General features: G+C 64.0%; 19 protein-coding genes. 6 read left to right on the top strand and 13 right to left on the bottom strand.

The genetic code is table 11. From position 1 onward, the window contains the following. Positions 1–54 precede the first annotated feature (54 nt). The 12 genes from FFS62_RS11460 to ccoN (FFS62_RS11515) form a co-directional block, all read right to left on the bottom strand. Positions 55–738 carry a sulfite exporter TauE/SafE family protein gene (locus FFS62_RS11460; protein ID WP_137972942.1) on the bottom strand — a complete coding sequence of 228 codons (684 nt, stop codon included), beginning with the start codon at positions 736–738 and terminating at the stop codon, positions 55–57. After that, positions 731–937 (bottom strand): cbb3-type cytochrome oxidase assembly protein CcoS, encoded by a 207-nt coding sequence (ccoS, locus tag FFS62_RS11465; RefSeq protein ID WP_137972943.1) that lies wholly within the window; start codon positions 935–937, stop codon positions 731–733. The genes FFS62_RS11460 and ccoS overlap by 8 nt, the downstream gene beginning before the upstream one ends. A 46-nt stretch (positions 938–983) precedes the next feature. Beyond that, positions 984–3,389, bottom strand: a complete 2,406-nt coding sequence (locus FFS62_RS11470) for a heavy metal translocating P-type ATPase (RefSeq protein ID WP_137972944.1) — start codon at positions 3,387–3,389, stop codon at positions 984–986. 13 nt (positions 3,390–3,402) lie between these two features. After that, positions 3,403–3,906, bottom strand: coding sequence for a FixH family protein (locus FFS62_RS11475; RefSeq protein ID WP_137972945.1), 504 nt, complete (start codon positions 3,904–3,906; stop codon positions 3,403–3,405). 14 nt (positions 3,907–3,920) lie between these two features. Further along, entirely contained in the window at positions 3,921–5,336 is a 1,416-nt protein-coding gene (ccoG, locus tag FFS62_RS11480; RefSeq protein ID WP_137972946.1) for a cytochrome c oxidase accessory protein CcoG, read from the bottom strand. 133 nt (positions 5,337–5,469) lie between these two features. Continuing rightward, positions 5,470–6,447, bottom strand: a complete 978-nt coding sequence (gene ccoP / locus FFS62_RS11485; protein ID WP_137972947.1) for a cytochrome-c oxidase, cbb3-type subunit III — start codon at positions 6,445–6,447, stop codon at positions 5,470–5,472. Continuing rightward, complete coding sequence (locus FFS62_RS11490) at positions 6,444–6,629, bottom strand: cbb3-type cytochrome c oxidase subunit 3 (RefSeq protein ID WP_137972948.1); 186 nt, start codon at positions 6,627–6,629, stop codon at positions 6,444–6,446. Before FFS62_RS11490 ends, ccoP (FFS62_RS11485) begins: the two co-directional genes overlap by 4 nt. Before the next feature lie 6 nt (positions 6,630–6,635). After that, complete coding sequence (gene ccoO, locus FFS62_RS11495) at positions 6,636–7,253, bottom strand: cytochrome-c oxidase, cbb3-type subunit II (protein WP_137972949.1); 618 nt, start codon at positions 7,251–7,253, stop codon at positions 6,636–6,638. Continuing rightward, entirely contained in the window at positions 7,253–8,695 is a 1,443-nt protein-coding gene (ccoN, locus tag FFS62_RS11500; protein ID WP_137972950.1) for a cytochrome-c oxidase, cbb3-type subunit I, read from the bottom strand. Before ccoN (FFS62_RS11500) ends, ccoO (FFS62_RS11495) begins: the two co-directional genes overlap by 1 nt. Positions 8,696–9,035: 340 nt before the next feature. Beyond that, positions 9,036–9,986, bottom strand: coding sequence for a cytochrome-c oxidase, cbb3-type subunit III (ccoP, locus tag FFS62_RS11505; RefSeq protein ID WP_137972951.1), 951 nt, complete (start codon positions 9,984–9,986; stop codon positions 9,036–9,038). A 6-nt stretch (positions 9,987–9,992) separates the two neighbouring features. Beyond that, positions 9,993–10,607, bottom strand: coding sequence for a cytochrome-c oxidase, cbb3-type subunit II (gene ccoO, locus FFS62_RS11510; RefSeq protein ID WP_137972952.1), 615 nt, complete (start codon positions 10,605–10,607; stop codon positions 9,993–9,995). Further along, complete coding sequence (gene ccoN, locus FFS62_RS11515; RefSeq protein WP_137972953.1) at positions 10,607–12,046, bottom strand: cytochrome-c oxidase, cbb3-type subunit I; 1,440 nt, start codon at positions 12,044–12,046, stop codon at positions 10,607–10,609. Before ccoN (FFS62_RS11515) ends, ccoO (FFS62_RS11510) begins: the two co-directional genes overlap by 1 nt. A 41-nt stretch (positions 12,047–12,087) precedes the next feature. Here ccoN (FFS62_RS11515) and FFS62_RS11520 point away from each other — a divergent pair, with 41 nt between their 5' ends. Continuing rightward, complete coding sequence (locus tag FFS62_RS11520) at positions 12,088–12,756, top strand: alpha/beta family hydrolase (RefSeq protein ID WP_371920122.1); 669 nt, start codon at positions 12,088–12,090, stop codon at positions 12,754–12,756. A gap of 54 nt (positions 12,757–12,810) precedes the next feature. Here FFS62_RS11520 and FFS62_RS11525 read toward each other — a convergent pair whose 3' ends face one another. Further along, on the bottom strand, positions 12,811–14,376 hold the full coding sequence (locus tag FFS62_RS11525) for a PAS domain-containing methyl-accepting chemotaxis protein (RefSeq protein WP_137972955.1): 1,566 nt from the start codon (positions 14,374–14,376) through the stop codon (positions 12,811–12,813). 721 nt (positions 14,377–15,097) lie between these two features. Here FFS62_RS11525 and FFS62_RS11530 point away from each other — a divergent pair. The 5 genes from FFS62_RS11530 to FFS62_RS11550 all read left to right on the top strand — a co-directional run bounded on the left by FFS62_RS11530 (position 15,098) and on the right by FFS62_RS11550 (position 21,965). Continuing rightward, a complete protein-coding gene (locus FFS62_RS11530) occupies positions 15,098–16,408 on the top strand; it encodes a nucleotide sugar dehydrogenase (protein WP_137972956.1) in 1,311 nt (436 codons plus the stop codon). Positions 16,409–16,498: 90 nt separating this feature from the next. Then, positions 16,499–17,980 carry a glycosyltransferase family 2 protein gene (locus tag FFS62_RS11535; protein WP_137972957.1) on the top strand — a complete coding sequence of 494 codons (1,482 nt, stop codon included), beginning with the start codon at positions 16,499–16,501 and terminating at the stop codon, positions 17,978–17,980. Between the two features lie 45 nt (positions 17,981–18,025). Then, positions 18,026–19,189: an HlyD family efflux transporter periplasmic adaptor subunit gene (locus FFS62_RS11540; RefSeq protein ID WP_256662200.1), complete on the top strand. Its 1,164-nt coding sequence runs from the start codon at positions 18,026–18,028 to the stop codon at positions 19,187–19,189. Then, positions 19,186–20,550 (top strand): tetratricopeptide repeat protein, encoded by a 1,365-nt coding sequence (locus FFS62_RS11545; protein ID WP_137972958.1) that lies wholly within the window; start codon positions 19,186–19,188, stop codon positions 20,548–20,550. Before FFS62_RS11540 ends, FFS62_RS11545 begins: the two co-directional genes overlap by 4 nt. Further along, positions 20,547–21,965: an alginate export family protein gene (locus FFS62_RS11550; RefSeq protein ID WP_137972959.1), complete on the top strand. Its 1,419-nt coding sequence runs from the start codon at positions 20,547–20,549 to the stop codon at positions 21,963–21,965. Before FFS62_RS11545 ends, FFS62_RS11550 begins: the two co-directional genes overlap by 4 nt. The last annotated feature ends 10 nt before the right edge of the window (positions 21,966–21,975 follow it).

Raw genomic sequence — 21,975 nt, forward strand, 5'->3', positions numbered from 1 at the left:
GTGGTGGCGCTTCTTGACCTGGGTCAGGCTGCCGCATGTTAGCGCCGCGCTTGCTCAGTGTCCCATCAGCCAGTGCTGGTGCGGGCCGGGTAGGGTCCACAGGCCGAACAGGATCACCAGCAGGCCGCCGGCCATGCGCACGCCACGCCGGCGCAGCAGGGCGGTCAGGCGCTCGGCGGCCATGCCGGTGGCCAGCAGCACCGGCATGGTGCCCAGGCCGAAGGCCAGCATCAGCAGCGCGCTGTCCGCCGGCGAACCCTGGCTGGAGGCCCACAGCAGGGTGCTGTAGACCAGGCCGCAGGGCAGCCAGCCCCAGATGGCGCCGAGCAGCAGCGCACGTGGCAGGCTGCTGACCGGCATCAGGCGGCTGGCGATGGGTTGCAGGTGGCGCCAGAGGTGACGGCCGACGGCCTCGATGCGCGTCAGACCGCTCCACCAGCCGGCCAGGTACAGGCCCATGGCGATCAGCAGCAGGCCGGCGATCACCCGCAGCACCATGGCCGCCGGGCTGCTGGCCACGGCCCAGCCGGCCAGGCCGATCAGCAGGCCGGCCGTGGCGTAGCTGAGGATGCGGCCGAGGTTGTAGGCCAGCAGCAGGCGGAAGCGGCGGGCGCGCTGTTCCGGTGGAATGGCCAGGGTCAGCGCACCCATCAGGCCGCCGCACATGCCCAGGCAGTGGCCGCCGCCGAGCAGGCCGAGAATCAGCGCGGAAACCAGCAGCGGCGCCAGCTCAGGCACGTGGCTCGTCCTTGTCGTCAGCCTTGTCGGCCTCGGCGATGGCGGCCTTGTGCTGCGGGTCTTCGTCGTCGAACAGAATGCTGTGGGCGGGGCTGTCCAGGTCGTCGTACTGACCGTTATCCACCGCCCAGACGAACAGCCAGATGGCGAAGCCGACCAGGACCACGGCAATCGGAATCAGGATGTAGATGGCGGACATGGGAGCTCCGGGTTCACGGGCGAGGCGCAGGACGCGGCGACCGATATCAGGGTTTCACGCGGGCCAGGCGCAGGGCATTGAGCACCACCAGCAGCGAACTGGCCGACATGCCGAGCGCGGCCCATAGCGGAGTGACCCAGCCGAGGGCGGCGAACGGCAGCACCAGGCCATTGTACAGAGTCGCCCAGGCCAGGTTCTCGATGATGATGCGCCGCGTGCGGCGGGCCAGGGCGAAGGCCTGCACCAGGCTGCCGAGGCGGTTGGACAGCAGCACCGCGTCGGCGCTGGTCTTGGCCAGGTCAGTGGCGCTGCCCATGGCCACGCTGATGTCGGCGCCGGCCAGCACCGGCACGTCGTTGACCCCGTCGCCCAGCATCAGCACGCGGCGGCCTTGGGCGTGCAGGTCCTCGAGCACCGCCAGCTTGGCGTCCGGGGTGAGGCCGCCACGGGCATCGTCGATGCCCAGCTGGCGCGCCACTTCGCCGACCATCGGTGAGCTGTCGCCGGACAACAGGATGATCTGCCAGCCCTGGGCGCGGCAGGCGGCGAGCAGCTCGGGAGCGTCCTCGCGCAGGCGGTCGCCGAGGACGAACCAGGCCAGCGGGCCGCGTTCATCGCCGAGCAGCAGCCACTGGCCGTGTTCGCCGGGAATGTTCGGCGCCGCGCGGCCAGCCAGGGCGGCCACGTAGGCCGGCTGGCCGATACGCAGGCGGCGGCCGTCGAATACGCCCTGCAGGCCCTGGCCGGGTGCGCTGGCCAGTTGCTCGGCGCCATGGTTGCTGTGGCCGAAGGCGCGGGCGATGGGGTGTTCGGAGCCGTGTTCGAGGGTGGCGGCCAGGGCCAGGCAGGCGTCGGCGTCCAGCTCGCGCAGGGTCTCGATGCGCTCCAGGGTCAGGCGACCCTCGCTGAGGGTGCCGGTCTTGTCGAAGATCACCGTGTCGATCTGCTTCAGGCCTTCCAGCACATGGCCGCGGGTCAGCAGCAGGCCGAGCTTGTGCAGGCTGCCGGTGGCGGTGGTCAGCGCGGTCGGGGTGGCCAGCGACAGGGCGCAGGGGCAGGTGGCGACCAGCAGCGACAGCACGATCCAGAACGCCCGTTCGCTGTCGATCTGCCACCAGATCAGGCCGACCACGGCGGCCAGGCCGAGCACGATGAGCAGGAACCACTGGGCCACGCGGTCGGCCATCTCGGCCATCGGCGGCTTGTCGGCCTGGGCGCGCTCGAGCAGGCGGACAATGGCGGACAGTCGGGTGTCGCTGCCCAGCGCCTCGACCTGCACGGTCAGCGGGCCTTCGACATTCAGCGTGCCGGCGGTGACGGCATCGCCTTCGCTGCGGGCCAGCGGCAGGTATTCGCCCGTGAGCAGGGACTCGTCGACGCTGGACTGGCCGCTGACGATGCGTCCGTCCGCCGGCAGCTGGGCGCCGGGCGGCACCAGTACGCGGTCGCCGATGGCCAGTTCGCGCAACAGGATGCGTTGGCTCTGCCCGCTGTCGTCCAGGCGCAGGCAGGAGGGTGGCAGCAGGCTGACCAGCTGCGCGGTGGCCGCCGCCGTGCGTTCGCGGGCGCGTCGTTCCAGATAGCGGCCGGCGAGCAGGAACAGGGCGAACATGCCCACCGCGTCGAAATACAGCTCGCCGACCCCGGTGACGGTGGACCAGATGCCGGCCAGGTAGGCGCCGCCGATGGCCAGCGACACCGACACGTCCATGGTCAGGTGGCGGGTGCGCAGGTCACGCAGGGCGCCGCGGAAGAACTGGCCGCAGCAGTAGAAGACGATGGGCGTGGTGAGGAACAGGCTGGTCCAGCGCAGGATCTTGTCCAGCTCCGGCGAGAGGTCGACGTTGAACTCCGGCCAGGTGGCCATGGCCGCCATCATCACCTGCATCCAAAGCAGGCCGGCGATGCCGATCTGGCGCATGGCCTTGCGGTTCTCGGCGGCCAGGCGTTCGCTGGCCTCGTCCGCCTGCCAGGGGTGGCCGGCGTAGCCGATGCGGCGCAGCTCGGCGAGCAGTTGGCTGAGCGGCACCTGACTGTCGGCCCAGCGCACCTGCAGGCGCTGGTTGGACAGGTTGAGGTTGGCCTCGGCCACGCCCTGCAGGCCGCGCAGGTGCTTCTCGATCAGCCAGCCGCAGGCGGCGCAGCTGATGCCTTCGATCAGCAGGCTGGTCTCGCTGAGTTCGCCCTGGTGCTGGACGAAGCCTTGCTGCACCTCGTCGCGGTCGTACAGCGCCAACTCATCGGGCAGGGCTTTGGGCAGGCTCTGCGGGTTGACCGCGCTGTCGCTGCGGTGGCGGTAGTAGTTGTCCAGCCCGCCGGCGACGATGGCCTCGGCCACGGCCTGGCAGCCCGGGCAGCAGAAGGCCCGCGGCTGATCCAGGACGCGGGCCTCGAAGCGGCTGCCGGGGGGAACCGGCAGGCCGCAGTGGTAGCAGGGAAGGGGGCTGCTCATGCGGGTCGGGACATCACTCGCCGAGCTGGACGCGCTGGCCGCTGACCAGCTTCTCTTCCTCGAACAGACGCCAGTCCTTGCCGCCTTCCTGGCCGATCAGCTCGATGAAGCGGCGGCCCTCGACGGCGTCCAGCAGGTTGCCGGCGTAGCTGCCGTCGGGCTGGGCCTGCAGCACCACGCGGCGGTCGCGCTCCGGCTGGGTCGGCGAGATCAGGTTGAGCACCAGCTGCGGCGGGTTGCTGTAGCCCTGCAGCTGCAGGCTGACGCTGCCGCGCTCGTTGTCCAGGGTGAGGGCGGCCTTGAGCTTCAGGCGCTGGGCCAGCTCCTCGCGCTCCAGCGAGGTGTTGATGCCCTTGCCAACGTCGTAATAGTTGTCCGACAGCAGGCCCGGCGGGTTCTTGGTGGCGATCACCAGCATGCTGGTGCCCAGCACCACGGCCATGCCGAGGATGCCGAGGATGAACCAGACCCAGGGCTCTTTGTACCAGGGGTTGACCGGAGTTTGTGGCGACGACATGGAGTGACCTGTGTTCAGCGCACGCTGGGGCCGATGAATCGGCTGTCGGCGTCGCTGTGGATGGTTGGATCTTCCAAGGCCTGGACCTTGAACAGAATTTCATTGGCGCTGGAGGGCAGCTTCTCCGGCTCGATGGACAGCTCCACCGGAATCGACAGCACCTCGCCGGCGGCGGCCTTGATCTCGCTGCGGCCTTCGTACGTGAGACCGTCGATGCCTTCGACGGAGATCAGGTAGGTCAGGTCGCGCTGGGCCTTGTTCATCAGCTTCACGGTGTAGACGTTCTCGATGTGGCCCTGTTCGTTCTCGCGGAACAGCACGCGGTCCTTGAGCACGTCCACCTCCACCAGCGAGCGGCTGGCGATGGCCCAGGCGAACAGGCTCATCATGGCCAGCAGCACGACGGCGTAGCCTATCAGGCGCGGGCGCAGCAGTTGGGTCTTCTGCCCGGATAGATTGTGTTCGGTTGTGTAGCTGATCAGGCCCTTGGGGTAGCCCATCTTGTCCATGATGCTGTCGCAGGCGTCGATGCACGCGGCGCAGCCGATGCATTCGACCTGCAGGCCGTCACGGATGTCGATACCGGTCGGGCAGACCTGGACACACATGGTGCAGTCGATGCAGTCGCCCAGGCCCTCGGCCTTGTAGTCGGCATTTTTCTTGCGCGGGCCACGGTGTTCGCCGCGGCGCGGGTCGTAGGAGACGATCAGGGTGTCCTGGTCGAACATCACGCTCTGGAAGCGCGCGTAGGGGCACATGTAGATGCACACCTGCTCGCGCAGCCAGCCGGCGTTGCCATAGGTGGCCAGGGTGAAGAAGCCGACCCAGAAGTAGGCCCAGCCATCGGCGGCGCCAGTGAGCAGGTTGGGGATCAGCTCGCGGATCGGCGAGAAGTAGCCGACGAAGGTCAGACCGGTGACCAGGCCGATGAGGATCCACAGGCTGTGCTTGGCCGCCTTGCGCGCGAATTTCTCGGCGCTCATCGGCTGCTTGTCCAGCTTCATGCGCTGGTTGCGGTCGCCTTCGGTGATCTTCTCGCACCACATGAAGATCCAGGTCCACACGCTCTGCGGGCAGGTGTAGCCACACCAGACGCGGCCGGCGAACACGGTGATGAAGAACAGGCCGAAGGCGGCGATGATCAGCAGCGCCGACAGCAGGATGAAGTCCTGGGGCCAGAAGGTGGCGCCGAAGATGAAGAATTTGCGTTCCGGCAGGTTCCACCAGACGGCCTGGCGGTCGTTCCAGTTCAGCCAGACGGTGCCGAAGTAGAGCAGGAAGAGAAAGGCTCCGCCGCTCAGACGCAGGTTGCGGAACAGGCCGGTGAAGGCGCGGGTGTAGATCTTTTCGCGGCTGGCGTAGAGGTCGACGGTTTCGCCGCCCTTGGTCGGGGGAGGGGTGATGTTTCGGACGGGAATCTGTTCGCTCATCAGTTGCGTACCACGGCTTGGGTGAGTGCTCCGCCGATACTTGCCGAAGGAGTCAGGATTTCACGGCACTATGGTACGCCTGATCGAGCGATGCCCGGGTGCGACCGGCGGTCGCGTCCCGGGCGGGTGACGCTTACTTCTCGACTGCTACGTCGGCCTTGCCGTGCGACAGGCTGTACACGTAGGCGGCCAGCAGGTGCACCTTGTCTTCGCTACCCACGTACGGCAGCTGAGCAGGCATGTTGCCGCTGCGGCCGTAACGGATGGTCTGCTGCAGCTGGGCGTAGCTGCTGCCGTAGATGAAGGCGCTCGGGTTGGTCAGGTTCGGTGCGCCCATGCTCGGGGTGCCGGTGCCTTCCTTGGTGTGGCAGGCGAAGCAGACGCTCTCGAATACCTGCTTGCCGGCGGCGACGTCGGCGGTGACACCTTCCGGCAGCTTGCGGCCGCCCAGTTCGGTGAGCACGTAGGCGGCGACGTTGCGCACGCCTTCCTCGCCGATGGTCGGCGCCTGGGCCGGCATCTGGCCGTGGCGGCCACCGATGATGGTCTGCTTGATGTCTTCCGGCTTGCCGCCCCAACGCCACTCGTTGTCGGTCAGGTTGGGGAAGCCGTAGGCGCCCTTGGCATCGGAGCCGTGGCACACGGAGCAGTTGGAGGCGAACAGACGGCCACCCATTTTCAGGGCTTGTTCGTCCTTGGCCACTTCCTCGATCGGCAGACCGGCGAACTTGGCGTAGATCGGCGCGTACTCCTTGTCAGCGCGGACCATTTCCTTTTCCCACTGGTGCACGCCGGTCCAGCCAGCTTCGCCGTTGGCGAAGGGCTTGCCGTCGCCGGCTTCGTTGTAGCCCGGCAGCACGCCTTTCCAGTTGCCCAGGCCCGGGTACAGGACCAGGTAGCCGAGGGCGAAGATGATGGTGCCGATGAACAGCATGAACCACCACTTCGGCAGCGGGTTATCGAACTCCTCAATACCGTCGAAGGCATGGCCGACAGTGTCTTCGGTGGTCTCGGGGCGTTGGCCCTTGCGAATACCGAAGATCAGCGCAGTAAGAGCCACGATGGTGCCGAGGCTCAGTACGCTGACGTAAATACTCCAGAACAAAGTCATTCTTTATTGCTCCCAGAATCTTGCTCGTCACGCTTTTTGGCCGGGACGTCGTCGGCGAAGGGCAGGTTGGCCGCTTCGTCGAAGCTGCTCTTGCGTCTGCTGCTGTAGGCCCAGAGCACCACGCCGATGAAGGCGATGAAGACCACTGCTGTGCCGATGCCGCGAATCATCCCGATATCCATCACGCGTTACCGTTTGTTCTTGATAGAAGTGCCCAGGCCTTGCAGGAAGGCCACCATGGCGTCCATCTCGGTCTTGCCTTTGACGGCTTCGCGAGCACCGGCGATGTCTTCGTCGGTGTAGGGCACGCCGAGGGCGCGCAGGGCTTCCATCTTGGCGGCGGTGTCCTTGCCGTCGAGCTTGTTCTCGACCAGCCACGGATAGGCCGGCATCTTCGATTCCGGTACCACGTTGCGCGGGTTGTACAGGTGCGCACGGTGCCAGTCATCGGAGTAGCGGCCGCCGACGCGGGCCAGGTCCGGACCGGTACGCTTGGAGCCCCACAGGAACGGGTGGTCCCAGACGCTTTCGCCGGCCACGGAGTAGTGGCCGTAGCGCTCGGTCTCGGCGCGGAACGGACGGATCATCTGCGAGTGGCAGCCGACGCAGCCTTCGCGGATATAGATGTCGCGGCCTTCCAGCTCTAGGGCGGTGCGCGGCTTCATGCCTTCCACCGGGGTGTTGGTGACGTCCTGGAAGAACAGCGGAACGATCTGGGTCAGACCACCGATGCTCACGGCCAGGACCATGCCGATGGCCAGCAGGCCGATGTTCTTCTCGAATATCTCGTGTTTGCTACCGGCCATCAGTGCGCAACCTCAGCAGGGATCAGGGCGGCTTCGTCGTACTTGCTCTTGTCAGCGGCACGCACGGTACGCCAGGTGTTGTAGGCCATCAGCAGCATGCCGGTAACGAAGAAGGCACCGCCGAGAGCGCGAACCATGAAGCCATGGTGGCTGGCTTCCAGGGCTTCGACGAAGGAGTACATGAGGGTGCCGTCTTCGTGGACCGCACGCCACATCAGGCCCTGGGTGATGCCGTTGACCCACATGGAGGCGATGTACAGCACGGTACCGATGGTGGCGAGCCAGAAGTGCGCGTTGATCAGGGCGATGCTGTGCATCTGCTCGCGACCGAACACTTTCGGGATCAGGTGGTACAGCGAGCCGATGGAGATCATCGCTACCCAGCCGAGGGCGCCGGCGTGTACATGGCCGATGGTCCAGTCGGTGTAGTGCGACAGGGCGTTGACGGTCTTGATCGCCATCATCGGGCCTTCGAAGGTCGACATGCCGTAGAAGGCCAGGGAGACGACCAGGAAGCGCAGGATGGGGTCGGAACGCAGCTTATGCCAGGCGCCGGACAGGCTCATCATGCCGTTGATCATGCCGCCCCAGCTCGGAGCCAGGAGGATGACGGACATGGCCATGCCGAGGGACTGGGCCCAGTCCGGCAGGGCGGTGTAGTGCAGGTGGTGCGGACCGGCCCAGATGTACAGGGTGATCAGCGCCCAGAAGTGCACGATGGACAGGCGATAGGAGTAGATCGGACGCTCGGCCTGCTTGGGCACGAAGTAATACATCATCCCCAGGAAGCCGGTGGTCAGGAAGAAGCCCACGGCGTTGTGGCCGTACCACCACTGGACCATCGCATCGGTGGCGCCTGCGTAGACCGAGTAGGACTTGAACAGGGTGACCGGCATTTCCATGCTGTTGACGATGTGCAGCATGGCGGTGACCAGGATGAAGGCACCGAAGAACCAGTTGCCCACATAGATGTGCTTGGTCTTGCGCTTGATGATGGTGCCGAAGAACACCGCGCAGTAGGTGATCCAGACCACACCCAGGAGGATGTCGATCGGCCACTCCAGCTCGGCGTACTCCTTGGAGGAGGTGTAGCCCAGCGGCAGGGTGATCACGGCCAGCACGATCACGGCTTGCCAACCCCAGAAGGTGAAGGCGGCCAGACTGTCGGAGATCAGGCGGGCCTGGCAGGTGCGCTGAACCACGTAGTAGGACGTGGCGAACAGGGCGCAACCGCCAAACGCGAAGATCACCGCGTTGGTGTGCAGCGGGCGCAGACGGCCGAAGCTGGTCCACGGCAGGTTCAGATTGAGTTCCGGCCACACGAGTTGCGCGGCGATGAACACTCCGAGACCCATCCCGATGACCCCCCAGATTACCGTCATAACGGCGAACTGGCGGACCACCTTGTAGTTATAAGCAGTCTGACTTGTTGCTGTGCTCATGCTAGGGGTACCACGGTTAATGGAGTTTCTTAGGGGTAAAAAATCGGCGGCAAGTATGGAGAAATGAGGTACCCATTGCAACGCCGCACCCCATTGAAATCGGGCTGCCGCTGGGCTTTCGAGGCTGTCGCGAGGGCTTTGTTGAGACTCATTTTCGACGTCCGCGAGGTATCGAGCTGGATGCGACGAAAGCAACGGAAGGCGGAAAGTGTCGCCGGATGCGACTGTGGGCAGCTTAGCCCAGCTCAGGCGGAGCGGTAGGTCAGTGGTCGGCCGGGTGCGACATCGGGTCGCATAAGCCGAAGGTCGCGGGCGCCGAGCGGCGCCCGCGGAGGGAGGATCATTCGTTGGCGAGGGTCGCTTCGACCGCTGCAGGCTTCTGCGACAGGCTGTAGACGTAGGCGGCCAGCAGGTGGACCTTGTCTTCACTGCCCACATACGACAGCTGCGCCGGCATGTGGCCGGTGCGGCCGTAGCGAATGGTCTGCTGCAGCTGGGCGAAGCTGCTGCCATAGATGAAGGCGCTGGGGTTGGTCAGATTCGGTGCACCCATGCTCGGCGTGCCCTTGCCGTCCGCGCCGTGGCAGGCGAAGCAGGTGCCGGCGAAGATCTTCTGGCCGGCGCCGATGTCGGCGGTCTCGCCTTGCGGCAGCTTGCGCCCGGCCAGCTCGGTGAGCACGTAGGCGGCGACGTTGTGCACGCCGTCCTCGCCGATCATCGCGGCTTGCGGCGGCATCATGCCGCTGCGGCCGCCGGCGATTGTCTGCTTGATCGCCTGCGCGTCGCCGCCCCAGCGCCATTCCTTGTCGGTCAGGTTGGGGAAGCCATAGGCACCCTTGGCGTCGGAGCCGTGGCACACCGAGCAGTTGGAGGCGAACAGGCGGCCGCCCATCTTCAGCGCGCGTTCGTCCTGGGCCACCGCTTCTACCGATAGCTTGGCGTAGCTGGCGTAGATCGGGCCGTATTCCTTGTCGGCCTTGTCCATCTCGCGCTGCCACTGCTTGACCTGGGTCCAGCCGCCTTCGTAGCCCGGCAGCTTGCCGGCGAAGTTGCCCAGACCTGGATAGAGCAGCAGGTAGGCACCGGCGAAGATCAGCGTGCCGAGGAACAGCATGAACCACCACTTGGGCAGCGGATTGTCATATTCCTCGATGCCGTCGAAGGCGTGGCCCAGGGTCTCTTCGGTGGTGCCGGGGCGCTGGCCCTTGCGGGTGGCGAACAGCAGCCACAGCAGGGCGATCAGGCTGCCCAGGGTGAGCAGGGTGATATACCAGCTCCAGAAAGTGGTCATGTCCGATTACCTCTTGTTCTTCAGGCTGGTGCCGAGCACCTGCAGGTAGGCGACCAGCGCTTCCATCTCGCTCTTGTCCTTCACCGCCGCCTGGGCGCCGGCGATATCGGCGTCGCTGTACGGCACGCCGAGGGTGCGCAGGGCTTGCATCTTGGCGGCGCTGTCCTTGCCGTCGAGCTTGTGCTCGACCAGCCAGGGGTAGGCCGGCATCTTCGACTCCGGCACTACGTTGCGCGGGTTGTACAGGTGGGCGCGGTGCCAGTCGTCCGAGTAGCGGCCGCCGACGCGGGCCAGGTCCGGACCGGTACGCTTGGAGCCCCACAGGAACGGGTGGTCCCAGACGCTCTCGCCGGCGACGGAGTAGTGGCCATAACGTTCGGTCTCGGCGCGGAACGGACGGATCATCTGCGAGTGGCAGCCGACGCAGCCTTCGCGGATATAGATGTCGCGGCCTTCCAGCTGCAGTGCGGTATAGGGCTGCATGCCCTTGACCGGCTGGTTGACCACGTCCTGGAAGAACAGCGGGACGATCTGGGTCAGGCCGCCGATGCTCACCGCCAGGACCATGAACAGCGCCAGCAGGCCGACGTTCTTCTCGAGTATTTCGTGCTTGCTGCTCATCAGTGGGCGACCTCCGCGGGAATCAGGGCTTCGGCGTCGTATTCGGCCGGTTTGGCGGCGCGCACGGTCAGCCAGGTGTTCCAGGCCATCAGGAACATGCCGAGCAGGAAGATGGCGCCACCGGCGACACGGATGACGAAGCCCGGATGACTGGCTTCGAGCGCCTCGACGAAGGAGTAGGTGAGGGTGCCGTCGTCGTTCACCGCACGCCACATCAGGCCCTGGGTGATGCCGTTGACCCACATCGAGGCGATGTACAGCACGGTACCGATGGTGGCGAGCCAGAAGTGCGCGTTGATCAGGGCGATGCTGTGCATCTGCTCGCGACCGAACACTTTCGGGATCAGGTGGTACAGCGAACCGATGGAGATCATCGCTACCCAGCCCAGGGCACCGGCGTGTACGTGGCCGATGGTCCAGTCGGTGTAATGCGACAGGGCGTTGACGGTCTTGATCGCCATCATCGGTCCTTCGAAGGTGGACATGCCGTAGAACGCCAGGGACACGACCAAAAAGCGCAGGATCGGGTCGGTGCGCAACTTATGCCAGGCGCCCGAGAGGGTCATCATGCCGTTGATCATGCCGCCCCAGGACGGAGCCAGGAGGACCAGCGACATGACCATGCCGAGCGATTGGGCCCAGTCCGGCAGCGCGGTGTAGTGCAGGTGATGCGGACCGGCCCAGATGTACAGGGTGATCAGCGCCCAGAAGTGCACGATGGACAGGCGATAGGAATACACCGGGCGCTCGGCCTGCTTGGGCACGAAGTAATACATCATCCCCAGGAAGCCGGCGGTGAGGAAGAAGCCCACGGCGTTGTGGCCGTACCACCACTGGACCATGGCGTCGGTGGCGCCGGCATACAGCGAGTAGGACTTGGTCAGGCTGACCGGCAGCTCCAGGTTGTTGACGATGTGCAGGATCGCCACGGTGAGGATGAAGCCGCCGAAGAACCAGTTGCCCACATAGATGTGCTTGGTCCGGCGCTTGAGCAGGGTGCCGAAGAACACCAGGGCGTAGGCGACCCAGACGATGGTGATCAGGATGTCGATCGGCCATTCCAGCTCGGCGTATTCCTTGGAGCTGGTCCAGCCCAGCGGCAGGCTGATGGCGGCGAGGACGATCACCAGCTGCCAGCCCCAGAAGGTGAAGGCGGCGAGCTTGTCGGAGATCAGGCGGGTCTGGCAGGTGCGCTGCAGCGAGTAGTAGCTGGTGGCGAACAGGGCGCAGCCACCGAAGGCGAAGATCACCGCATTGGTGTGCAGTGGGCGCAGCCGGCCGAAGCTGGTCCACGGCAGGTTGAAGTTCAGTTCGGGCCAGGCCAGCTGGGCGGCGATGAACACGCCGAGCCCCATCCCGACTATGCCCCAAACCACCGTCATAATGGCGAACTGGCGGACCACCTTATAGTTGTAGGCGGTGCTGCTGGTTGTGTTCATGTGTTGGGCTTCCATCCACGGTTAGGAAAAGCAGGGCAAGCATGGGTAATGGCAAGTTGTGGGTTATTGACGAGGATCAATGCCGCGCGCGGGGATGGCTTTGGAACGGGGCGGACGGAATGTCGCAGGCCACCCTGATCCTCGCCCACGGCGCCGGTGCGCCGATGGACAGCAACTTCATGCAGCGCATGGCCGAGCTGCTCGCGCAGCGTGGCGTGAGCGTGCTGCGCTTCGAGTTTCCCTACATGGCCGAGAGGCGTTCGGGTGGCGGCAAGCGCCCGCCCAATCCGCAGGCGCAGCTGCTGAAGTGCTGGCGCCAGGTGTATGCCGAGGTGCGTGCCCAGGTGAGCGGGCCGCTGGCCATCGGCGGCAAGTCCATGGGCGGGCGGATGGCCAGCCTGCTGGCAGACGAGCTGGGCGCCGCCGCACTGGTGTGCCTGGGCTATCCCTTCTATGCGGCGGGCAAGCCGGAGAAGCCTCGGGTGGCACATCTGGCCGATCTACGAACGCGCGCGCTGGTGGTCCAGGGAGAGCGCGACGCGCTGGGCAATCGCGAGACGGTGAGCGGCTACCGGCTTGCGCCGACCTTGCATGTCGAGTGGCTGGCAGCCGCGGACCACGACCTCAAGCCGCTGAAGGCATCAGGCTTCAGCCATGAGCAGCATCTGCAGAGTGCGGCAGACAGGGTGGCGGCGTTTCTGCGTGGCTGATGAGCGCGCACAAAAAAAGGCCGGCGATTGCCGGCCTTTTTCATGGGGTAGCGGTCAGCGGTTGAAGCGCTCCACCAGCGAGTACTGGTCCTTGGCGGTGGAGGTCAGCTCCTCGCTGAGCTGCGCGGTGCTGTGCGCCTCGCTGGAGGTCTGGTCGGCCAGCTGGGCGATGGTGGTGATGTTCTGGTTGATCTCGTCGGCTACCGCGCTCTGCTCCTCGGCAGCGGCGGCGATCTGATTGGCCATGTCGGTGATATTGGCCACCGCATCGCTGATGCCCTGCAGCGCCTGGTCGGCCTGCTGCACGCGCTCCACGCCCTCGTCGGCCTGCTTGCGACCGATCTCCATGGTCATCACCGCTTCTTCCGCGGTGCGCTGCAGCTTGGCGATCAGCGCGTGGATCTGCCCGGTGGATTCGGCCGTGCGTTGGGCCAGCGAGCGCACCTCGTCGGCCACCACGGCGAAGCCACGACCCATCTCGCCAGCGCGCGCCGCCTCGATGGCCGCGTTGAGCGCAAGCAGGTTGGTCTGGTCGGCGATGCCCTTGATGACGTCGACCACGCCGCCGATCTCGTTGCTGTCCTGAGCCAGGCGCGACACGGTCTCGCCGGTCTCGCCGACGGAGGTCGACAGGCGCTGAATGGCGGCACGGGTTTCCGCGGCGACATTGCGCCCCTCGCCTGTGAGGCGGTTGGCCTCCTGGGTGGCGATGGCGGCGCGGGCCACGTTGCTGGCCACTTCCAGGGTGGTGGCGGCCATCTCGTTGATGGCGGTGGCCACCTGCTCGGTTTCCACGCGCTGGCGTTCCAGCCCGGCGGAGCTGTTGTGCGCCAGCTGGTCGGCCTGCTGGGCCTGGCTGGTGAGGCGCTCGGCGGTGTCCTGCAGGCGGGTCAGGCAGGTGCGCAGGCGTGCTTCCTGGCTGAGCATGGCCATCTCCAGGCGCGCCTCGGCGCCACGGCTGTCGGTATACATCTGCGCGATCAGCGGGTCCGAGGTGGTCTGCTCGGCCAGGCGCAGCAAGCGCTTGACCCCGCGGGTCTGCCAGCTGATGCCAGCCAGGCCCAGTGGCACCGAGAGCAGGGCAGCCAGCAGGAAGCCCCAGGTCGAGCCCATCCAGTGGCCGATTAGGAAGCCAATCTGGCTGATCAGAATGAATGGCAGCCAGGCCTGCAGCACCGGCAGCCAACGATCGTTGGCGGGGATGGCTGGCTTGCCGGCGTTGATCCGTGCGTACAGCGCCTCGGCGCGGCGGATCTGCTCGGCGCTGGGCTTGACCCGTACCGACTCATAACCCACCACCTGACCCTTCTCCAGAATCGGTGTGACATAGGCGTTGACCCAGTAATGGTCGCCGCTCTTGCTGCGATTCTTCACCACGCCCATCCAGGGGCGACCTTTCTTCAGGGTCTGCCACATATGTTCGAACACGGCGGGCGGCACATCCGGGTGGCGCACCAGGTTGTGCGGCGCACGCAGCAGTTCTTCCCGCTCGAAGCCGCTGACTTCTATGAAGGCCTGGTTGCAGTAGGTGATCTGCCCCTTGAGGTCGGTGGTCGAGATCAGGCGCTGCTGGGCGGGGAAGGTGCGTTCGCGCTGAGTAACGGGCTGGTTGTTTCGCATGCGTAATCGCTTCTTGAACGGAGGGCTGTCTTCGGCACATCGGCCGCGCTGCGGGAAAGTTTAGCGGCGGCAGGCGGGTGAGGGGGAGCTTAATCTGTCCGCATGGATAGGATTGTTATATGCGAAGTAACTTCCAGAATAAGTAGTGGGCCGGAAAAATATATGAAACTTCTTTGAGACAGTTCTGTCGCGCGGAACTTTCTTTGCCGTCTCGTTGATGGCTAATTGATGTCGCTTATTGCTGGCTAATTGGCGCCCTTATGATGGCTTGCCCATGCGCGGGTGATTACTTAATTGGCGTCAAAAAAACGACTTTAGATTCATTGGAAATAATATTCTTCTATTTTTACTTCGTGAAGTAACGCAAAAAACTAGGTGTTACTTTCTAATTTTTCCCTTGTATGCTGCGCCCTAGAGCCACATCCTTGGGTGTGTGCCAAAAAAACGACGCGCGCAAAGCGCTCGATCGGTTACCTCTGGTAACTAGGTCACTGTTTTCAAAGAATTAACTTTAAAACCTGCCGTTGCGGAACTTTGTTGTTTCGCAAGGCATCTGTTTTGCTCGGGGCTATTTCAATTTCTGTATCAATTTAGTTGGAACGGAAAATGGCCCCAGTGGTAACAGAGACCCGAGGAAGTTGTAGTCCTGTAGTCCGGTCTCGCGAGGTAGGCGACAGCCATGGGGCTGTCGTGTCGATCAACGCAAGGAGGAGATCGTCCAATGCGAATTAGCATCTTTGGGCTGGGCTATGTAGGGGCTGTGTGTGCTGGTTGCCTGTCGGCCAGGGGGCACCAGATCATTGGGGTAGACATTTCTCCGCTGAAGATCGAGCTGATCAACAGCGGCAAGTCGCCGATTGTAGAGCCTGGGCTGGAAGACCTGCTGCAGAAGGGCGTGAGCAGCGGCAAGCTGCGCGGCACACTGGACGTGCGCGAGGCGATTCTGGAAACCGATATCTCCTTCCTGGCGCCACCGACGCCGAGCAAACGCAACGGCGACCTGGACGTGTCCTACATCGAGGAAGTCTGCCAGCAGATCGCCAAGGTCCTCCCCGAGAAGACCACCCGCCACACCGTGGTGGTCCGCAGCACCGTGCTGCCGGGTACCCTGCGCAACGTGGTGATTCCGACCCTGGAGAAATACTCCGGGCTCAAGGCCGGCAAGGATTTCGGCGTGGCAGTGAACCCCGAGTTCCTGCGCGAGAGCACCGCGATCAAGGATTACGATTTCCCCGCCATGACCGTGATCGGCGAGCTGGATCAGACCTCCGGTGACCTGCTCACCGAGATCTACAGCGAGCTGGACGCCCCGATCATCCGCAAGACCGTCGAGGTCGCCGAGATGATCAAGTACACCTGCAACGTCTGGCACGCGACCAAGATCACCTTCGCCAACGAGATCGGCAACATCGCCAAGGCGGTGGGGGTCGACGGCCGCGAGGTGATGGACGTGATCTGCCAGGATCACAAGCTCAACCTGTCCAAGTACTACATGAAGCCCGGCTTCGCCTTCGGCGGCTCCTGCCTGCCCAAGGACGTGCGTGCCCTGAACTACCGCGCCACTCAGCTCGATGTCGAGTCGCCGCTGATCAGCGCGCTGATGCCGAGCAACGAGGCCCAGGTCCGCAATGCCTACAACCTCATTGCCAGCCAGGACAAGCGCAAGGTCGCGCTGCTCGGTCTGAGCTTCAAGGCGGGTACCGATGACCTGCGCGAGAGCCCGCTGGTGGAGCTGGCCGAGATGCTGATCGGCAAGGGCTTCGACCTGAAGATCTTCGATCGCAACGTCGAATACGCCCGTGTGCATGGCGCCAACCGCGACTACATCGAATCGAAGATCCCCCACGTCTCTTCTCTGCTGCGCTCTGACCTCAACCAGGTGGTGGCGGATGCCGACGTGATCGTCCTCGGCAACGGCGACGAGTTGTTTGAAACCGTGGTCCAGCAACTGCCGCCCGGCAAGAAACTGATCGACCTGGTCGGTTTCATGCGCCAGTGCAGCGACGAGGTCAAAGAGGGCCTCTGCTGGTAGCAACTGCTGTAGGTCAATGTGCACAGGGCGTTACAACAACAATAAGGACGCCCCCGTTGCAGAGCAGTAAACCAAACGGGATTGGCAACCATGGAAAGTCTTCAAGGACGCCTGCGCAACGGCGCGGGCTGGCTGTTCTATTTGTCGATGTTGGGTGGCATGGCCTTGCTGCTGCCACGCAGCATCTTCGATCCGGAGTCGACGGACTTCCTGCTGATACTTGGCGCAGTAGGTATCTGGCGTTACTCGATGGGCGCGATCCACTACGTTCGCGGGCTCATCTTTCTCTACATCGTCTACCCGCACTATCGGCGTAAGGCGCGCCGGCTGGGCGAGGCGGCCGATCCTTCGCACGTCTACCTGCTGGTGACCAGCTTTCGTATCGACGCCTTGACCACCGCCGCGGTGTACCGCTCGGTGATCCAGGAGGCGATCGATTGCGGCTACCCCAGCACCGTGGTGTGCTCGATCGTCGAGCTGTCGGACGAGCTGCTGATCAAGAACCTGTGGAACCGCCTGGAACCACCGGCTCGCGTGCGCCTGGACATAGTGCGGATTCCCGGTACCGGCAAGCGTGACGGCCTGGCCCAGGGCTTCCGCGCCATTTCCCGGCACCAACCGGACAGCCGTGCGGTAGTGGCGGTGGTGGACGGTGACACCGTGCTCTCCGCCGGCGTGGTGCGTCAGACGGCGCCGTTCTTCACCCTGTTCGACAACCTTGGCGGGCTCACCACCAACGAGTTCTGCGAGGTGCGCGGCGGCTACGTCATGCAGGAGTGGCACAAGCTGCGTTTCGCCCAGCGCCACATCAACATGTGCTCAATGGCCCTGTCCAAGCGCGTGCTGACCCTGACCGGGCGCATGTCGGTGTTCCGCGCCGAGGTGGTGACCGATCCGGGCTTCATCGCCGACGTCGAGAACGACCATCTCGAGCACTGGCGTCTGGGCCGCTTCAAGTTCCTCACCGGCGACGACAAGTCCAGCTGGTACAGCCTGATGCGCCTGGGCTACGACACCTTCTACGTGCCGGATGCCTCCATCCACACCGTGGAACACCCGCCGGAGAAGAGCTTCATCAAGGCCAGCCGCAAGCTGATGTTCCGCTGGTATGGCAACAACCTGCGGCAGAACTCGCGGGCGCTCGGCCTGGGCATTCGACGTTTGGGGTTGTTCACCAGCGTGGTGATGCTCGACCAGCGAGTGTCCATGTGGACCAGCCTGCTCGGGCCCTCGGTGGCGATCATCGCCAGCATCAAATACGGCTTTGCCTACCTGCTGATTTACCTGCTGTGGATTGGCCTAACCCGGCTGGTACTGACCCTGCTGCTGCTGGCCTCTGGCCACAGGATCGGTCCGGCTTATCCGTTGATCCTCTATTACAACCAGATCGTCGGCGCACTGGTGAAGGTGTACGTGTTCTTCCGCCTGGACCAGCAGTCCTGGACGCGCCAGAAGACCAAGCTCAACCGCGATCTCGCCAGCTTCCAGCGCTGGTTCAACACCTGGTCGTCCCGAACCATGACCTTCTCCGCAGGCAGCGTCTTCGTCGCTGCCCTGATGTGGGTGGTCTGAAGCTCGTGACCCATCAAAGACTCTTGATTGCATAAAGGAACGAATATGAGCGCAGTGATCAGCCCCAGCATCAACAGCAACGTGGTTCATGAAGCCGAAGCCCAGCGCCAGTACGCGCGCCTCAAGCTGCCGGCGAAGATCCGCTACTTCACCCAGCAGGGCCAGGAACTGGAGGCTCAGCTGCTCGATCTGTCGGTCGGCGGCTTCTCCTTCCACCCGGGTAACAACCTGCTCACCGAAGGGCAGTACTGCCGCGGCAAACTGATGTTCGAGGTCGAAGGCATCGGCTTCAACATGGACGTCGAGTTCCAGGTGCGTTCGCTCGGCGGCAAACGCGCCGGTTGCGAGTTCCATCACCTGCGTCCGCGCGAGATCGCCACGCTGCGCTACCTGATCAGCTCCTTCCTCAGCGGCGAGCTCATCAACGCCGGTGATCTGATCAGCACCCTGCAGCGGGAGAACTTCACCAAGCCGCGCAAAGGCGTCGACGGTGCACCGACCGGCCTGTTCGGGCGTCTGCGCGCAGTGAGCCTGAGCATGGGTATATTCCTGGTCGGCGTCGCGGCGTGCACCTACATCCTGTACCAGCTGTACGACATCTACTTCATCACCCATGCCGATTCTGCGCAGGTGGTAGTGCCTGGTCAGGAAGTGGCGATGCCTCGCGAGGGCTCCGTGCAGAGCCTGGTGAAGATCGGTGACGTGGTGAAGAAGGGTGCTCCGGTCGCGACCTATTCGGCCACCATGCTCGATGCGCTGAAGAACATCCTGCCGGAATCGGAAATGACCCCGGAGAACCTGGAGCGACTGTTCAGCAAGAACATCCAGGGGACCCTGACCAGCCCTTGCGATTGCCGCGTCGTGGCGCAACTGGTGGGTGACGGTCAGGTAGCCGCCAAAGGGACCGCGGTATTCAACCTTGCGCCGCTGGATAGCGTGGCCAGTGTAGAGGCACGCTTCCCTTACCGTGCCTTTGCAGATCTGCAGCCGGGCACCGCGGTGGACTTCCTGGTCGGCGGCGAAAAGACTCCGCGCGGGGGCACCATCACTAGCATGGCGCTGCAGGACGGCGGTCTGGCTTCCGACATCCGCGTCATGATCACGCCTCATGACCCCTTGGATAACGTGCTGGTCAAACGCCCGGTTGATGTTCGCATTCAGCCGTTCGATGGGCTGTGGGCTCGCACCACCGTGGCGGCCGGCAAATGAACAGGGTCATGCTGCTAGGTTGCAGTTTGTTGGTGGGATGTTCGACACCGGATCTGCAGCTGGCCAAGGATGCGAAGTTCCGCGGGGATACGGAAACGGCTGAGGCCAATTTCCTTCCCCTGGCGGAGCTCGGCTATGTCGATGCGCAGGTGGGGCTCGCTGATCTGCTGATCAAGAGCCCTTCCAAGGAAAAGCAGGCCAGGGGCGAGCAGATGTACCGCGATGCCATGGACAAGTCCCCCTTGGCTCCCACGCGCCTCGGCAAATGGCTGGCCAGCAAGCCGGACAGCTCTGTACAAGAGCGCAACGAGGCGGATCAGCTGCTGCGTCGCGGGCTGCAGTTGGGAGACACAAGCACTGTGCTTCCCTGGGTTCGCGTCAAGCTGAATGGCCCCCTGGGTGCACAGGACCCAGAGATCGAGCGTCAGCTCGATCTCTGGCAAGGGCAGGGGATCGCCGAGGCTCAGCTCGGCAAGATCCTGCTGTACCGCGCCCGTGGGGACTATCAGCAGCACGTCGCCGAGATCGAGCAGACGTGCCAGCGCTGGCTCGCCCAGGTGGCCGAGTGTTATGCCGAGCTGGCGGTGATCTATCGCAGCCAGGGGCGTGGCGACGAGCAGGCGGCCCTGCTGGAGCGCATGCAGTCGGAGTTCCAATCCGGCCGCCTGCCTCCAGAGACCATGCGTGACGTGGCCAAGGCCCTGGTCGGCAGTGATGCCGGGCAGCCCGACCCGGAAGCGGCCAAGGGTCTCTACGTGGCGATCACCCCGACCTTCCCCGATGCCTGGTGCGACCTCGCGGAGCTGTCCATCCGCTATCCCCAGCTCGTCGAGAACTCGGAAGAAATCCAGGCCTATCTGCAGAAAGGGCTGGATGCCGGGATCAATCGAGCGGCCTACATGTTGGGGCGGCTTTACCTTCGCGGGAAGGTCATCCCGGCCGATCCGGTTGCAGCGGAAAAATACCTGCTGATGTCGGCCCCCCTGGAGCCCAAGGCGCATTACTTCCTGGGCAAGCTCTATGCGGGCGGGCAACTGGGTCAGATCCAGCCGGAGAAGGCGCTCGAGCACTATCTGATCGCGGCGCGCGCGGGCGATGTCCAGTCCGACATTGACCTGGCCAGGCTCTTCAGCGACGGGCAGGGGGTGAAGATCAACAAGGTCTACGCCTACTCGTTTGCCAATCTGGCCAAGCAAGCCGGCCTGCCTTACGGCCAAGTGCTGATTGACCGCCTTGCGCCCAGCATGAACTCGGCAGAAATCGCCAAGGCTCTGGAGCTATCCCAGGGCGAAATGCGTGCGCGTGGTGACGAGCAGGTCAGCGCCACCCTCAAGACAAACAGTACGCAGGGAATGCTATGACAGTATCCAATCGTTCAATTGCTCTGCTTATTTTGGCTTCCGGATGTTCCGTTGCCTCGCTACAGGCGGCCGAGCTGCCATCGGGCCTGTCTTATGGGGCCAACGTAAAGATCACCGGGCAAAGTATCGACGATCAGGACCTGGGCACACGTGATGGCGGAGACTTCAACGGCGCGGGTATCAGCCTGCGCCCCTGGGTTTTCCAGCGCTCGGGTGACTGGAGCGGTTACGTTCTCGGCGAGGCCTTCGCGGCAACCGACGTCATCGAATCCGACACCAGCGAGTCGGACACCTTCGATCCGGACGACGCTCGCGAGCGGGACGACAAGTTTCTCGCTCTGCACGAGTTCTGGGTCGACTACTCCGGCTTGACGGCCTATCCCGGTGAATCGCTGCGCTTGGGCCGGCAGAAAATCAGAAGCGCCGATGGCCTGTGGTGGGACAGCAATATCGAGGCCCTGCGCTGGACCTTCGACACCACCCTGCTGAGTGCCCACGTGGGGGTTGCGGAGCGCTTCAGCGATTACCGCACCGACCTCGATGAACTGGCTCCGCAGGATGAGGACCGTGTGCATTTCATGGCCGACATCGCCAGGCAATGGCGCCCTGGTCACTGGGCTGGAATCAAGTTCCACCACAGCGATGACAGCGGCAACCTGAACCAGACCGGCGAAGAGCTGGGCGTTCTGGACAAGAACTACAACGGTGAAGCCACCTGGCTGGGCTTGGAGCTTAACGGCGACTTCTACAACCACCGCAGCACCAATCCGCTGAGCTATTTGGCGAGCGTTACCTGGATGAACGCCGATCTGGACTATCTGACCAGCTCGACGGTAGGCGGTACACGCCGGGTCACCGGGCAGCGCAGCGAGGATGTCGATGCATGGGCACTCGACCTGGGGCTGCGCTGGAACATCGACGACGCCTGGCGGGTGGGCACGACCTATACCCGGGCATCGGGAGGCGAGGAAGAGCAGTTCCTGCAAACGGACCTGCAGAGCAACCGCTCCAACTTCACGGGAACCAAGTCCTCGATAAACCGCTTCGGTGAGGCCTATCGCGGTGAAATGACCAACTTGCAGGCGGCCAGCCTGTTCGCCGGTTGGAATATCGATAACGAGTACGACGCCAGCCTCATCTATCACCGCTTCTGGCGGGTCGACGATGACTTCGATAGCAAAAGTGGCCTGCAGTCGAACATGGTTCCCGGCGAGAAAGACATCGGTCAGGAGGTCGATCTGGTGCTGACTCGCTACTTCGACGAAGGGCGTATTCCGCCTTCCCTCGGCTGGTTGGGAGCCAAGTCCGCTCTGGTCCGTTTCCGCGGCGGCCTGTTCTTTGCCGGGGACGCTTTTGCCGATGACACCGATTCGAAAATGCATCGGGCATTTCTCGATGTGATTTGGCGCTACTAGACAGGAGGTT

The sequence above is a fragment of the Pseudomonas sp. F(2018) genome (assembly GCF_005508865.1).
GTDB lineage: Bacteria > Pseudomonadota > Gammaproteobacteria > Pseudomonadales > Pseudomonadaceae > Aquipseudomonas.

Excerpts from the sequence above, each read along its gene's own strand:
- ccoS (WP_137972943.1), bottom strand. The coding sequence starts at position 937 with ATGTCCGCCATCTACATCCTGATTCCGATTGCCGTGGTCCTGGTCGGC.
- FFS62_RS11470 (WP_137972944.1), bottom strand. The coding sequence starts at position 3,389 with ATGAGCAGCCCCCTTCCCTGCTACCACTGCGGCCTGCCGGTTCCCCCC.
- FFS62_RS11475 (WP_137972945.1), bottom strand. The coding sequence starts at position 3,906 with ATGTCGTCGCCACAAACTCCGGTCAACCCCTGGTACAAAGAGCCCTGG.
- ccoG (WP_137972946.1), bottom strand. The coding sequence starts at position 5,336 with ATGAGCGAACAGATTCCCGTCCGAAACATCACCCCTCCCCCGACCAAG.
- ccoP (WP_137972947.1), bottom strand. The coding sequence starts at position 6,447 with ATGACTTTGTTCTGGAGTATTTACGTCAGCGTACTGAGCCTCGGCACC.
- FFS62_RS11490 (WP_137972948.1), bottom strand. The coding sequence starts at position 6,629 with ATGGATATCGGGATGATTCGCGGCATCGGCACAGCAGTGGTCTTCATC.
- ccoO (WP_137972949.1), bottom strand. The coding sequence starts at position 7,253 with ATGGCCGGTAGCAAACACGAGATATTCGAGAAGAACATCGGCCTGCTG.
- ccoN (WP_137972950.1), bottom strand. The coding sequence starts at position 8,695 with ATGAGCACAGCAACAAGTCAGACTGCTTATAACTACAAGGTGGTCCGC.
- ccoP (WP_137972951.1), bottom strand. The coding sequence starts at position 9,986 with ATGACCACTTTCTGGAGCTGGTATATCACCCTGCTCACCCTGGGCAGC.
- ccoO (WP_137972952.1), bottom strand. The coding sequence starts at position 10,607 with ATGAGCAGCAAGCACGAAATACTCGAGAAGAACGTCGGCCTGCTGGCG.
- ccoN (WP_137972953.1), bottom strand. The coding sequence starts at position 12,046 with ATGAACACAACCAGCAGCACCGCCTACAACTATAAGGTGGTCCGCCAG.
- FFS62_RS11520 (WP_371920122.1), top strand. The coding sequence starts at position 12,088 with ATGGGTAATGGCAAGTTGTGGGTTATTGACGAGGATCAATGCCGCGCG.
- FFS62_RS11525 (WP_137972955.1), bottom strand. The coding sequence starts at position 14,376 with ATGCGAAACAACCAGCCCGTTACTCAGCGCGAACGCACCTTCCCCGCC.
- FFS62_RS11530 (WP_137972956.1), top strand. The coding sequence starts at position 15,098 with ATGCGAATTAGCATCTTTGGGCTGGGCTATGTAGGGGCTGTGTGTGCT.
- FFS62_RS11535 (WP_137972957.1), top strand. The coding sequence starts at position 16,499 with ATGGAAAGTCTTCAAGGACGCCTGCGCAACGGCGCGGGCTGGCTGTTC.
- FFS62_RS11540 (WP_256662200.1), top strand. The coding sequence starts at position 18,026 with ATGAGCGCAGTGATCAGCCCCAGCATCAACAGCAACGTGGTTCATGAA.
- FFS62_RS11545 (WP_137972958.1), top strand. The coding sequence starts at position 19,186 with ATGAACAGGGTCATGCTGCTAGGTTGCAGTTTGTTGGTGGGATGTTCG.
- FFS62_RS11550 (WP_137972959.1), top strand. The coding sequence starts at position 20,547 with ATGACAGTATCCAATCGTTCAATTGCTCTGCTTATTTTGGCTTCCGGA.